This window comes from Streptomyces sp. 7R007 (genome assembly GCF_054850255.1).
In genome coordinates this window covers 140,195-153,199 of sequence record NZ_JBTWMV010000002.1, presented here as the reverse complement: position 1 = coordinate 153,199, position 13,005 = coordinate 140,195, and the positions used below count along the sequence as shown (strand labels likewise).

Annotated in this window: 10 protein-coding genes; 6 read left to right on the top strand and 4 right to left on the bottom strand. The window is 74.6% G+C overall.

What is annotated here, in order from left to right; all coding sequences use genetic code 11:
- Positions 1-75 precede the first annotated feature (75 nt).
- Complete coding sequence (locus ACYF6T_RS03990; protein WP_461693422.1) at positions 76-660, bottom strand: Rv1733c family protein; 585 nt, start codon at positions 658-660, stop codon at positions 76-78.
- 290 nt (positions 661-950) lie between these two features.
- Between ACYF6T_RS03990 and ACYF6T_RS03985 the strand changes: the two genes are divergently transcribed.
- The 4 genes from ACYF6T_RS03985 to ACYF6T_RS03970 all read left to right on the top strand — a co-directional run bounded on the left by ACYF6T_RS03985 (position 951) and on the right by ACYF6T_RS03970 (position 4,855).
- Positions 951-2,036 (top strand): WD40/YVTN/BNR-like repeat-containing protein, encoded by a 1,086-nt coding sequence (locus ACYF6T_RS03985; protein ID WP_461693420.1) that lies wholly within the window; start codon positions 951-953, stop codon positions 2,034-2,036.
- Positions 2,037-2,109: 73 nt separating this feature from the next.
- The gene (locus ACYF6T_RS03980; protein WP_461693418.1) at positions 2,110-2,787 is read left to right on the top strand and encodes a uracil-DNA glycosylase; all 678 of its coding nucleotides are present in this window, start codon (positions 2,110-2,112) and stop codon (positions 2,785-2,787) included.
- Positions 2,784-3,788, top strand: a complete 1,005-nt coding sequence (locus ACYF6T_RS03975) for an N-acetylglucosamine kinase (RefSeq protein ID WP_461693416.1) — start codon at positions 2,784-2,786, stop codon at positions 3,786-3,788. Before ACYF6T_RS03980 ends, ACYF6T_RS03975 begins: the two co-directional genes overlap by 4 nt.
- Positions 3,789-3,931: 143 nt before the next feature.
- Positions 3,932-4,855: a sirohydrochlorin chelatase gene (locus ACYF6T_RS03970; RefSeq protein WP_461693414.1), complete on the top strand. Its 924-nt coding sequence runs from the start codon at positions 3,932-3,934 to the stop codon at positions 4,853-4,855.
- 175 nt (positions 4,856-5,030) lie between these two features.
- Here ACYF6T_RS03970 and ACYF6T_RS03965 read toward each other — a convergent pair whose 3' ends face one another.
- Both ACYF6T_RS03965 and ACYF6T_RS03960 read right to left on the bottom strand, forming a co-directional pair.
- On the bottom strand, positions 5,031-6,065 hold the full coding sequence (locus tag ACYF6T_RS03965) for a lactonase family protein (RefSeq protein WP_461693413.1): 1,035 nt from the start codon (positions 6,063-6,065) through the stop codon (positions 5,031-5,033).
- 91 nt (positions 6,066-6,156) lie between these two features.
- Positions 6,157-7,647: an FUSC family protein gene (locus tag ACYF6T_RS03960; protein ID WP_461693412.1), complete on the bottom strand. Its 1,491-nt coding sequence runs from the start codon at positions 7,645-7,647 to the stop codon at positions 6,157-6,159.
- 225 nt (positions 7,648-7,872) lie between these two features.
- Between ACYF6T_RS03960 and ACYF6T_RS03955 the strand changes: the two genes are divergently transcribed.
- Positions 7,873-8,349, top strand: coding sequence for an Lrp/AsnC family transcriptional regulator (locus ACYF6T_RS03955; protein WP_461693410.1), 477 nt, complete (start codon positions 7,873-7,875; stop codon positions 8,347-8,349).
- 73 nt (positions 8,350-8,422) lie between these two features.
- Positions 8,423-11,518 carry an acetyl-CoA carboxylase family protein gene (locus tag ACYF6T_RS03950; protein WP_461693409.1) on the top strand — a complete coding sequence of 1,032 codons (3,096 nt, stop codon included), beginning with the start codon at positions 8,423-8,425 and terminating at the stop codon, positions 11,516-11,518.
- A 10-nt stretch (positions 11,519-11,528) separates the two neighbouring features.
- Here the strand turns inward: ACYF6T_RS03950 and ACYF6T_RS03945 are convergent, their stop codons facing one another.
- Positions 11,529-12,920 carry an FAD-binding oxidoreductase gene (locus ACYF6T_RS03945; protein WP_461693407.1) on the bottom strand — a complete coding sequence of 464 codons (1,392 nt, stop codon included), beginning with the start codon at positions 12,918-12,920 and terminating at the stop codon, positions 11,529-11,531.
- Positions 12,921-13,005: the final 85 nt, after the last annotated feature.

Sequence of the window (13,005 nt, the reverse complement as noted above, 5' to 3'; positions counted from 1 at the left end):
CGCTTCGACGGTCGCCGGCACGGCCGTCACGACATGGCCGTCACGTCAGCCTGCCAACCGGCCCCCTCAGCCCCGTCAGCTCGTCTTGCGCCCCCACAGCGGCCCGAAGCGGGCCCACTCGGCGTCCCACTGGGCCATCCGGCGGCGTTCCAGGCGACCGCACAGGACGCGTCCGCCGACGAAGGGGACCGCGGCGGCGGTCACGCCCACCAGGCCGCCGATCAGCGAGGCGCGCAGGCGGGCCTGGGAGGCGCTGGCGGGCTTGGTGACCAGGCGGCCCTGCGGGTCCGTCCACACGCCGACCGTCGTCCCGGCGGCGCTGCCGGGCCGCACCCGGACCTGGCCGGTGTGCGCGGAGCCGTCCGGGGCGGTCCAGCGCACCCTGCCCCACACCCGGTCGCCGCTCGCGTTCCCGGAGTGCGCGGAGGCGGTGCCGGGCGCCTTCTCGACCAGCCGGGCCGCCACCTGGCGCCACTCGACGCGTTCCCTGGCCAGTCCGTGCTCGACGGACCGGGTCGCCGCCACCCCGGCGAGCACTCCGGCCAGGACGGTGACCACCCAGGCACCGAGCACGACCCAGGCCTCCACCGCGTCGGCGCGACGCCTGAGCGGGTTGCGCCGCCAGCGCCACAGCCACACCTTCGGACCACGGAACGCCATCGAAGGCATCCTCCTCATGAGCGCACGACCATCCCCGATCGTCCTCCCATACGGGCGAAGTCCCCCGGATGCTCAGGTCCAATCGCCCGCGGGCGGAATCCCCCGGTCTCGACGGTCGCACGCGTACCCCCGCCCGCGCAGGTCTCCGCCCGAACGCGGCTGTGCACCGTGTCACGTCAAACCGCCTTAACCGCCCTGACCTGCGATGACGGCGTGTACGGAGGTGACTGTCAGTGGTGGGGTGCAGACTGGCCGGTGTCTGGGACGAAGACGTCACGGAGGTGATCGGCATGACCGAGGTACTGCTGGCCGTGGGCACCCGAAAAGGCCTGTTCATCGGGCGGCGGCGAGGTGGCTCCTGGGAGTTCGACGACAGCCCGTACTTCAACGCGCAGGCCGTGTACTCGGTCGCGATCGACACCCGCGGCGAGCGTCCGCGGCTGCTGGCCGGCGGTGACAGCTCGCACTGGGGGCCGTCGGTGTTCCACTCCGACGACCTGGGCCGCACCTGGACCGAGCCATCGCGTCCGGCCGTGAAGTTCCCCAAGGACACGGGCGCCTCCCTGGAGCGGGTGTGGCAGCTGCACCCGGCGGCGGCGGAGCCGGACGTGGTGTACGCGGGCACGGAACCGGCCGCCCTGTACCGCTCGGAGGACCGCGGGGAGAGCTTCGAGCTGGTCAGGCCGCTGTGGGAACACCCCACCCGCTCCAAGTGGGTGCCGGGCGGCGGCGGTGAGGGCCTGCACACCGTGCTCACCGACCGGCGCGACCCCCGGGCGGTGACGGTCGCGGTCTCCACGGCCGGGGTGTTCAAGACCACGGACGGCGGCGAGAGCTGGACGCCCGCCAACTCCGGTGTCTCGGCGGTGTTCCTGCCGGACCCGAACCCGGAGTTCGGGCAGTGCGTGCACAAGGTCACCCGGGACGCGGCCAACCCGGACCGCCTGTACCTGCAGAACCACTGGGGCGTGTACAGAAGCGACGACGCGGGCGGGCACTGGACGGACATCGGCGAGGGCCTTCCGTCCACGTTCGGTTTCGCGGCGGCCGCCCACCCGCACCGCGGGGACACGGCGTACGTGTATCCGATCAACGCCGACTCCGACCGGGTGCCCGCCGACCACCGCTGCCGGGTCTTCCGCACGGCGGACGCCGGCAAGAGCTGGGAGCCGCTGTCGGCGGGCCTGCCGCAGGAGGACCACTACGGCACGGTGCTGCGGGACGCGATGTGCACCGACGACGCCGACCCGGCGGGCGTGTACTTCGGCAACCGCAACGGCGAGGTGTTCGCCTCGGCCGACGACGGCGACAGTTGGCGGCAGCTGGCCTCCCACCTGCCGGACGTGCTGTGCGTGCGGGCCGCGGTGGTGGGATGAACCGGGCGGGGGGACCGAGCGGTCCTGGCCACCGGTTGATGGGCGCCACCCGTACGGCAGTAGGGTGACGCCCGTGGCACCACGACCGTTGCATGAAATCGTCGAAGAGGGCTGGGCGAAGGCCCTGGAGCCCGTGGCCGGGCGGATCGCCGAGATGGGTGACTTCCTGCGGGCGGAGATCGCCGCGGGACGCACCTATCTCCCGGCCGGGCCGAACGTTCTGCGGGCCTTCCAGCAACCCTTCGACGACGTACGGGTGCTGATCGTCGGTCAGGACCCGTATCCGACGCCGGGGCACGCGGTGGGGCTGTCGTTCTCGGTGTCGCCGGAGGTGCGTCCGCTGCCCGGCAGCCTCGTCAACATCTTCCGCGAGCTCCACACCGACCTGGGTCTGCCCCAGCCCTCGAACGGCGATCTCACCCCGTGGACCCGGCAGGGGGTGCTGCTGCTCAACAGGGCGCTGACCACCGCCCCGCGCAAGCCCGGAGCGCACCGCGGCAAGGGCTGGGAGGAGGTCACCGAGCAGGCGATACGCGCCCTGGCGGCCCGCGGCAAGCCGCTGGTGTCGATCCTGTGGGGCCGCGACGCCCGCAACCTGCGTCCGCTCCTCGGCAACCTCCCGTCGGTGGAGTCGGCGCACCCCTCCCCCATGTCGGCCGACCGCGGGTTCTTCGGCTCACGCCCCTTCAGCCGGGCCAACGACCTGCTGATCGGGATGGGCGGGCAGCCGGTGGACTGGCGCCTGCCGTGAACCACGCGGCGGACGTGCCGGGCGTCCTCGCCGTGGACTCGGGCGGCTCGGGCCTGCGGGTCGTGCTCGCGGCCGCGGGCCGGGGCCCGCGGGCGCAGCGGGAGACCCGGGAGCCGGTGCGGACGGCGGAGCGGGGCATCGACCCGGGCCACCTGATGGAGCAACTGGTGCCGCTGGTGCGCCTGTTGCTCGCCGAGACGGGGGTCACGAAGCTGGTCGCCGCCGCCGTCGGGGCCGCCGGGATGACGACCCTCGGGGACGGTCTGCGCGCCGAACTGCCGGGCGCGCTCCGGCGGGAGTTCGCCGTGCCCGCGGTCGCGCTCGCCGCCGACGCCGTCACCGCCTACGCGGGCGCGCTCGGGTCGCGGCCGGGCGCCGTGGTCGCCGCCGGCACCGGACTGATCGCCGTCGGCACGGATCTGACGGCCTGGCGGCGCGCGGACGGCTGGGGGCATCTGCTGGGCGACTGCGGCGGCGGCGCCTGGATCGGACGGGCCGGGCTGGAGGCCGCGCTGCGCGCCCACGACGGCCGGCCCGGCGGCTCCGCCGCGCTGCGGGCCCGCGCCGAGGAGCTGTTCGGGCCGCTGCCGGGACTGCCCGGCCTGCTCTACCCGCGCACCGACCGGGCCGCCGTCCTCGCCTCCTTCGCACCCCGGGTCGCCGACTGCGCCGCGACCGACCCGGTGGCCGCCGGCATCCTGCGCGCGGCCGCCCGGCACATGGCCGAGTCCGCCGCCGCCGTCTGCCCGGCCGACGGTGAGCCCCGAGTAGCCGTCACCGGTGGCCTGTTGAAAATGGGCGAGCCGCTCCTCGTACCGCTGGAGGAGGAGCTGTCGAAGGCGCTGTCGCACGCGCGGCGGGTGCCCGCCGAGGGCGATCCGCTCCAGGGCGCGCTGCGCGTCGCGGCCGACCTGGCAGCCGGGACGCTCACCCTGCCGGGTGGCGAGGGCATGCTGACGGTGGTGGCCACAAAGACGGTGGTGACCACAAAGGGGGACTGACCGCCCGTCCCCCGCAAAACACCCGGTTCGCCCGTGGATCACTTCCGATCCGTACGTAACTCATCAGACAAAACCGGACGGATACCGCTCACCTGCACCCTCCCCGAACAGGGAAGCCCTGGAAGCCAGTAACATGCGGCGCCATGAGCTCCCCCACTGGGCCCGCGTCCGGCCTGCCAGTACGAATGCCGCGCCCCCGCCAGCCCGGGCGGCACCGCCGCCCCGAACCCCTGGCGGCTCCCGAGGGCGCGCCCGCGCTCGTCCTCGCGGTTCCGGGCACCCCGGGTACCGCCACGCGCAGCCTCGCCGAGGAGGTCGTGAGCATCGCCCGCTCCGAGCTCCCCGGTCTCGACGCCCGCATCGGCTACCTGGACGGGGACGACACGGAGTTCCCCACGCTCCAGTCGGTGCTCACGCACGCCGCCGAGGAGCGCACGGCCCGCTACGAGCAGGCCACGGCCGCGGGGCTCGACGTCAAGGAGCCCGAGGGCCCGGTCGCGGTCGTCGTGCCGTTGCTGGCCGGTCCGGACAGCGCGCTGCTGCGCCGGGTCCGGCAGGCGGTGATGGACAGCCGGATCGCGGCCGACCTCACCGATGTGCTGGGCCCGCACCCGCTGCTCGCCGAGGGACTGCACGTGCGCCTGTCGGAGGCCGGTCTGGCCCGCGCCGACCGCGCCCGTCTGTTCACCGTGGCGACCGCGGCGGACGGCATCATCCTGGCCTCCGTGGGCGGTGACGAGGCGGTGCAGGCGGCCGGGATCACCGGCATGCTGCTCGCCGCGCGCCTGGCGGTGCCGGTGATGGCGGCGGCCCTGGACCAGGAGGGCTCGATCGCCTCCGTGGCCGAGCAGCTGCGCTCCTCCGGCTCGCAGCAGCTGGCGCTGGCGCCGTACCTGATAGGGCCCGAGATCGACCCGGGTCTGATCGAGGAGGCGGCCAAGGAGGCGGGCTGCGCGTCGGCGGAGCCGCTCGGCCCCTACCCGGCGATCGGCAAGCTCGCCCTGTCGAAGTACACGTCGGCACTGGGCATCGCCCCGCAGCAGCCGCAGGGCGCCCCCGTCCGCTGACCCGCACGGCACGCACGGACGCAGGAACGCGAAAGGGCCCGCTCCCCGGCAGGGGCGGGCCCTTCGGCACGCGGGCGGCAGGGCGGTGCGGCCAGCGCCACGGTCCGCTCCGCGAGCCCCGCCCACAAGGTCACCCCCAGCGACATCCCGGCGAGCCCCGGGGCCGGTCAGCGGCTCACTCGAAGACCACGCAGGACGCGGCCGGGACCTCGACCACACCCTCGTAGCGCGGCAGCCCAGTCTCCTGGTCGACGGCGAACCAGGTCACCTCGCCGGACCGCTCGTTGGCCGCGTACAGGAACCCGGCCGACTCGGCGAGGGCACGGGGCCAGTGACCGCCGCAGGGGACCGTGCCGAGCAGCCGCAGCCCGTCCCCCTCGACGGCGAACGTCGACAGGACGTCCTCGCCGCGCGTGGCCGTCCACACGAAGCGGCCGTCGGGCGCCACCACGACGCCCGACGGGTAGGCGTCGCCGTCCGGGGCGCCGGGCAGCACCTGCGTCTCGGTGAGCGGCCTGAGGCAGCCCTGCCCGGCGTCCCAGCGGCAGACGGTGACGGTCGGGGTGAGCTCGTTGGCCACGTAGGCGCGCTCGCCGTCCGGGTGGAAGGCCAGGTGGCGTGGGCCGGAGCCGGGGCGCAGGGCGATCTCGCGGTGCAGTTCGAGGCGGCCCTCGACGAGGGCGCACACGCGGACCGAGTCGGTGCCGAGGTCGACGCTGACGGCCCAGCGTCCGCTCGGGTCGGGCTGCACCTGGTGGGCGTGCGGCCCCTGCTGGCGGCGGGTGTGCGGGCCGGAGCCGGTGTGCCGGAACACTGCGGAGGGCGCCGGGGCGAGGGTGCCGTCGGCGCGCACGGGCACGGCGGTGACGCTGCCGGAGCCGTAGTTGGCGGTCAGGACGTGACCGGCGAACAGGCTGAGGTGGGTCGGGCCGCTCCCGTCGACGGCGACGGGCGCCCCGGCCTGTTCGGGGCGCTCCCCCGTCACGCGGTAGGCGGCGACCGCCCCCTCGGCCGTCTCGCTGACCGCGTACAGCGTCCGCCGGTCGGCAGCGAGGGCCAGGTACGACGGGTCGGGCACGCCGTCCACGCTGTTCAGGAGGGTCAGCGCGCCGCTGCGCGCGGAGACGAGCGCCGTCACGATCCCCGGGCCCCCGGCCGCCGTGAACGATCCGATGTAGGCCCGCCGTCGCCGTACGTCGCCGTCTGCCACCGCTGTCCCCTCTCGGTCCTGTGCGTCCGGGGTGACGGTAGCAGGAGACGATCACCTGCGGTCTAGACCACGGCGGCGATCAGGTGAACGCTCAGGCCCCGACCAGCGGCGAGCCCGACGGGGTGCGCAGCGGCGCGGCGAGTTCGGCGAGGGCGCGTTCCAGGCCGTGCAGATGGGCCAGGGCGGGCTCCGTGACGACTGGCGGTACCGGCTGGGCGGTCACGGCGCCGCCGCCCGTGAGGGCCTCGACGGCCGTCTCCACGCGCCAGCACGCCGCGGCCAGCCGCGCGTCGTGGGACGCCTCCGGGTCGGCGGCGACGGCGACCAGGCCGCGGATCTCGCGGGCGCAGTCGTCGAGCAGGGCCAGCACCCGGCGGGCGCGGCGCTTGCGGCCGAGCATCGGGTTGAGCGGGTGGACGAGGGGCGCGACCGAGAGCCGGACCCGGCCCAGGAGCTGTTCCAGCTCGGCCACGCGCGGCGCCGGGTCGGCGGTCGGGGAGCCGGCGAGCCGGTCGGCGGCCTCCGCGGTGCAGGCGTGGACACAGCGCAGGGCGCGCTGGATCCAGGCGTCGGTGGTGGTGTGGGTGGTGACCGGCAGGACGAACAGCACGGCGAGGACGGCGCCGAGCGCGCCCACGCCGGTCTCCGCGAACCGCAGGGCCAGCAGCCCGGGGTCCAGCACGCCGAGCAGGCCGTAGAGCAGCTCGGCGAGCAGGGTCACCCAGAGCATCATCCAGGTGTACGAGACGGCGGCCGTGTAGAAGATGCCGAAGACGCAGCCGGCGAGGAGGACGGCGGTGGGGACGGCCGCGCCGTGCAGCGGGACGACGACCAGCAGCCCGAGACCGATGCCGAGGACCGTGCCGAGGACCCGGCGGAAGCCGCGGACCAGGGTCTCGCCGCGCGAGGCGGTGTTCACGAAGATCCACCAGGTGGCACCGACGGCCCAGTACCAGCGCTGTCCGGACACCAGCTGGCCCGCCACGAGCGCGAAGCCCGCGCCGGCGGTCGCCTGCACGGCCTGCCGGGTGGTCACCCGGGCGAGACCCTTCCCCGTGGGCGCGGCGGGCGCCGGGGCGGGCGGCAGACGGCGCTCGTAGCACCACAGCCCGAAGCGCACGGCCGCCGCGGTGAGCAGGGACAGCAGGACGGCGGCGTACAGCTCGGGCAGCTGCCCGGCCCGCGCGTGCAGGAACTGCGCGATGAAGAAGGTCATGAACGCGAACACGCCGAGGCTGTGCCCGCGCGGGCCCCAGCGGCGGGCGTACACGCCCGCGCCGACGACGGCGAGGAAGGCCAGGTCCCGGACGGCGGGGTGGTCGTGCAGCAGGGCCGCCGCGGTGAGCACCGGCAGGCCGGCGGCGGGCAGCAGCGCGGTCGTGACGGCCTGCCCGCGCACGGTGGCGTCCGTGACGGTGAACAGGGCGAGCAGCGCGGCGAGCCCGCCGGTGACGGCACCGGCGAGGGAGTGTCCGGCCAGGGCGCACACGGCGACCGCGAGGCCGATGCCGAGGACGGCCCGCGCGGCGAAGCGCAGCCGCGTCCGCCCCGGGTCCGCAGCCACGAACACCCTCTTCAGCACCACTACCGCCCCCCTCGGGATCCACGCGGACGCCCGAATGCACCGGGGCGCCCGCACAGGAAAGGCGCCGCGGGGGTCCGCAGCGCCATCGACTCCCGTATTGCAGCATCAAGGATGAACATGGCTCAAGTGGTGAGAGGCATGATGGGCCATTGGCACAGACATATCGGTCCCGGGGCACCCACGAGGGAGCCAACGGACCAGACGACGAGGAGGCCGCGCCCCATGGCCGTGGACGAGCTCGACACCCGCATCCTGCGGCTGTTGCTGGAGCAGCCGCGCACGAGCGTGCGCGAGTACGCGCGCATCCTGGGCGTCGCCCGCGGCACCCTCCAGGCCCGCCTGGACCGCCTGGAACGCGACGGCGTGATCACCGGCACCGCCCCCGCGCTCTCCGCACCCGCCCTCGGCCACCCGGTGCTCGCCTTCGTGCACATCGAGGTCACCCAGGGCCACCTCGACGACGTGGGCGAGGAACTGGCCGCCGTGCCGGAGATCGTCGAGGCGTTCTCCATCACCGGCGGCGGGGACCTGCTGACCCGGGTGGTGGCGCGGGACAACGCCCACCTGGAGGACGTGATCCAGAAGCTGATCAGCCTGCCGGGCGTGGTGCGCACCCGCACCGAGGTGGCCCTGCGCGAACGCGTCCCGTACCGGCTGCTGCCGCTGGTGGAGTCGATCGGGCGCGCGGCCCGGAAGTGACCGTTGACGACGGCTGCGGCGTCGCTGACCATGGCCGGGCCGGTCGCCGCCGTCCGTGTCCTGGAGCGTGCCCATGGGTTCTGCCGCCTTGCTCGTCGCCAACCGCGGGGAGGTCGCGGTGCGTGTGCTGCGGGCCGCGGCCCAGACCGGACTGCGCACGGTCGCGGTGTACGCGGCCGGGGACGACGCCCACACGCGGTTCGCCGACGAGGCCGTGGAGGTGGGCGGGTATCTGGACGCGGACGCGCTGCTCGCCGCCGCGCGCGGGTCGGGCTGCGATCAACTGCACCCGGGCTACGGCTTCCTGAGCGAGGACGCGGGCTTCGCCCGGCGGTGCGCCGAGGCCGGGATCACCTTCGTGGGCCCCACCCCCGAGGTGCTGGAGGTCTTCGGCGACAAGGTGCGGGCCCGCGAACTCGCCGTCGCGGCCGGGGTGCCGGTGCTGGAGGCGGCCGGCAGCACCGACGGCGCACGGCAGTTGTTGGCCGACGGCCCGGTGATGGTCAAGGCCGTCGGCGGGGGCGGCGGGCGCGGCCTGCGGGTCGTGCGGTCGGCGGCGGAGCTGGACGAGGCGTGGGAGCGGTGCCGTTCGGAGGCGCAACAGGGCTTCGGGCGGGGCGAGTTGTACGCGGAGCGGCTGCTGGAGGGGGCCCGGCACATCGAGGTGCAGGTTCTCGGCGACACGACCGGCACGCTCACCCATCTGTGGGACCGGGACTGCAGCGCCCAGCGCCGCCACCAGAAGCTGGTCGAGATCGCCCCCGCCCCCGAACTCCCGGACGCGGTACGGCAGGAGATTCTGGACGGCGCCCTGCGGCTGGCCCGTGCCGCCCGCTGCACGAGCCTGGTCACCTTCGAGTTCCTCGTGCGCGGCGACGCGTTCCACTTCATCGAGGCCAATCCGCGTCTTCAGGTGGAGCACACGGTCACCGAGGAGGTCACCGGCGTCGACCTGGTCGCCGTACAGCTGCGGCTGGCGGCCGGGGACTCCCTGGAGGCGCTGGGGCTGTCCGGACCGCCGCCCGCACCACGCGGGTTCGCCGTGCAGGCGCGGGTGAGCGCCGAGGAGGCCGGGCGGATCACCCGGTTCGACGTGCCCACCGGGCCGGGTGTCCGCGTCGACACCGCGCTGCGGACGGGAACCGAAGTCGGCGTCCGCTACGACCCGTTGCTGGCCAAGGTGATCGCGCACGTCCCGTACGGCGGGGTGGAGGCGGCCTGCGCGCGGGCGCGGAGGGCGTTGGACGAGTTCGCCGTGGACGGGGTGCGGACCGGGATTCCGCTGCTGCGGAAGGTGCTCGACCGGCCGCGCTTCTGGGCGCACACGGGGGTGGTCACCGAGCTGGCCCGAGCCGCCTCCGGCGTGCGGTCGGTCGACGGTTCGGTGACCGCTCCGCTCGGCGGCACCGTCGTCTCGGTGGACGTCTCCTCCGGTGAACGGGTGCGTGCCGGGCAGCAGTTGCTGGTTTTGGAAGCGATGAAGATGGAGCACGTGGTGCGGGCGCCCGGGGCAGGAGTGGTACGGCGCCTGCTCGCCCGCGTGGGCCAGACCGTCGGCGAGGGCACCCTGCTGGCCGCCCTGGACGAGGTGACCGCCACGGACGGCGACGGTCCGGCCGAGGAGCCGCCGGATCCCGACGCGGTGCGCGCGGACCTCGCCGAGGTCGTCGCCCGGCACGCCGTCGGACGGGACGAGAACCGGCCGGAGGCGGTCGCGAAACGGCACGCCCAGGGGCGGCGCACGGCTCGGGAGAACATCGACGACCTGTGCGACGCGGGCACGTTCACCGAGTACGGCGCGCTCGCGATCGCCGCCCAGCGCCGGCGCCGCTCCCTGGACGACCTGATCCGCTCGACCCCCGCCGACGGCATGGTCACCGGCACCGGGCGCGTGGGCGGCGAGCGGTGCGTGGTGATGTCGTACGACTACACGGTCCTGGCCGGCACCCAGGGGCTGCAGAACCATCGCAAGACCGACCGGATGCTGGAGCTCGCCGAGCAGCGTCGGCTGCCCGTGGTGCTGTTCGCGGAGGGCGGCGGGGGCCGGCCCGGCGACACGGACACCACGGCCGTCGCCGGGCTCGATCTGACCACCTTCCAGCGGATGGCCCGGCTGAGCGGGCTCGTGCCGCTGGTCGGCGTCGTCTCGGGGCGGTGCTTCGCGGGCAACGCGGTGCTGCTGGGCTGCTGCGACGTGGTGATCGCCACCCCCGAGGCGACCATCGGGATGGGCGGCCCGGCGATGATCGAGGGCGGCGGGCTCGGGGTGTACCGGCCGGAGGAGGTCGGGCCGCTGTCGGTGCAGGTGCCCAACGGGGTCGTGGACATCGCCGTCGCCGACGAGGCGGAGGCCGTGCGGGTGGCGCGCCGGTACCTGTCGTACTTCCAGGGAACTGAGGCGAGTTGGGAGGCACCCGACCAGCGGCTGCTGCGGCGGGTGGTGCCGGAGAACCGGCGGCGGGCCTACGACGTGCGGGCGGCGGTCACCGGGCTCGCGGACGTGGACTCGGTGCTGGAGCTGCGGCCGGAGTTCGGCGTCGGGGTGCTGACCTGCCTGGCGCGGATCGAGGGGCGGCCGCTGGGGCTGCTCGCGAACAATCCGGCGCATCTGGGCGGCGCGATCGACCGGGACGCGGCCGACAAGGCGGCCCGGTTCCTGCAGTTGTGCGACGCGTTCGGGCTGCCGGTCGTCTCGCTGTGCGACACCCCGGGCTTCATGGTCGGCCCCCAGGCCGAACGGACCGCGACCGTACGGCACTTCGCGCGGCTGTTCGTCGCGGGCGCCAACCTGCGGGTGCCGCTGGTGAGTCTGGTGCTGCGCAAGGCGTACGGCGTCGGGGCGATGGCGATGATGGGCGGCTCCACCCGCGCCCCCCTGGCCACCGCCGCCTGGCCGAGCGGGGAGTTCGGCGGGATGGGCCTGGAGGGCGCGGTGCGCCTCGGTTACCGCAGGGAGCTGGCGGCGATCGAGGACCCGGCCGAGCGCGAGCGCGTCTTCCAGGCGCGGGTCGCCGAGTTGTACGAGCACGGGAAGGCGGTCAACGCGGCGGCCGCGCTGGAGATCGACGCGGTGATCGACCCGGCCGGGTCGCGGGAGTGGATCCTGGCGGCGCTGGAGGGGTGCCCCGTACCCCGCCCGGGGCACCGCTCCTTCGTGGACACCTGGTGAGCGCCGGCCGTCAGGCCGAGGGCTGGATGTTCTGGTTGCGGCGGAAGACGTTGTGCGGGTCGAACTCGGCCTTGATGCGGGCGAGCCGGTCGTAGTTGCCCCCGTAGCTGGCGCGGACGCGTTCCCGGCCCTCGTCCATCATCATGTTCACGTAGGCGCCGCCCGCGGAGTACGGGTGCAGGGCGTCGAAGTAGTCGACGGTCCAGCGACGGATCAGGTCGGCGTTGGCGGGATCGGGGTCTACGCCGGCGTAGACGGTGGACCAGCGGGCGCCGCGGTAGGCCCACGGGGTGTCGTGCGGGCCGACGTCGTGGGCGGCGCCGTCGATCGGGTACAGGTGCATGGTCGACTGGACGGTCGGCACCTCGGCGCCGAACTTGGCGTGCAGGTCGACGGCCTCGTCGGGGATCTCGTCGACGAAGTCGGCACGCCAGTACCACTGGTGGCCCGGCGGGTAGAGCCCGTCGAACATGGACTGCAGGTCGGGGTGCGGCATCGGTGCCGTGAAGTGCAGCATCGGCTCGGGCAGGGCGTCCAGCAGCGGGGCCATCCCGCGGGCGGCAGCCTCGGTGTCGGCGCCCGCGTAGCACCACACGACGCCCGCGGTCTTGCGCAGCTGGATCTCCTCCGGGAACGGCGGGGCGGGCGGGACGGTGCCGTGCAGGAAGAAGGCGTTGAGTTCGCGGGGCGCGTTCGGGAGGAAGTCCCGGTAGGCGCCGAGGACGTCGGCGCTCGCCTCGACGGGCCAGAAGGTCGGTCCGGCGACGACCGTGCCGATCTCGTGCAGCCGGAACAGGAAGGAGGTGACGACACCGAAGTTGCCGCCGCCGCCCCGGATCGCCCAGAACAGGTCGGGGTTGTCGTCGGCGCTCGCCCGTACCTGCCGCCCGTCGGCGAGGACGACCTCCGCCTCCAGGATGTTGTCGATGGTCAGCCCGCACTTGCGGGTCAGGTGGCCGAGTCCGCCGCCGAGGGCGAGGCCGCCGACGCCCGTGGTGGAGACGATGCCGCTGGGGGTGGCGAGGCCGTAGGCGTGGGTGGCGCGGTCCACCTCGCCCCAGACGCAGCCGCCGCCGACGCGGACCGTGCGGGCCGCCGGGTCGACGTGGATGTCCTTGAGCGGGGAGAGGTCGGCCACCACTCCCCCGTCGACGGTGCCGAGGCCGGCGCCGTGGTGCCCGCCGCCGCGGACGGCCAGGGGCAGGTCGTGGGCGCGGGTGAAGGCGATGGTGCGGGCGACGGCGTCCGCGTCGGCGCAGCGGACGACGAGTGCCGGACGCCGGTCGATCATCGCGTTGTAGACGGCGCGGGCCTGCTCGTACCCGGAGTCCTCGGCGCTGATCACCTCACCGCAGAGGCCGGCCAGTTCCCGTCGTGCCGCTTGCGCGAGTGTGCTGGACATGCGGTATCCCCCGTTTGTTGGGAAGCGGGTCGATACGCACGTTCTACTCGTGTTGCGCGCGGGTGGGCATCGGTGACCGTCACCC

Bases quoted from the DNA above. Each gene is read 5' to 3' on its own strand.
- ACYF6T_RS03990 (WP_461693422.1), bottom strand. From the start codon at position 660: ATGGCGTTCCGTGGTCCGAAGGTGTGGCTGTGGCGCTGGCGGCGCAAC.
- ACYF6T_RS03950 (WP_461693409.1), top strand. From the start codon at position 8,423: ATGGGTTCTGCCGCCTTGCTCGTCGCCAACCGCGGGGAGGTCGCGGTG.
- ACYF6T_RS03945 (WP_461693407.1), bottom strand. From the start codon at position 12,920: ATGTCCAGCACACTCGCGCAAGCGGCACGACGGGAACTGGCCGGCCTC.
- ACYF6T_RS03955 (WP_461693410.1), top strand. From the start codon at position 7,873: ATGGCCGTGGACGAGCTCGACACCCGCATCCTGCGGCTGTTGCTGGAG.
- ACYF6T_RS03970 (WP_461693414.1), top strand. From the start codon at position 3,932: ATGAGCTCCCCCACTGGGCCCGCGTCCGGCCTGCCAGTACGAATGCCG.
- ACYF6T_RS03985 (WP_461693420.1), top strand. From the start codon at position 951: ATGACCGAGGTACTGCTGGCCGTGGGCACCCGAAAAGGCCTGTTCATC.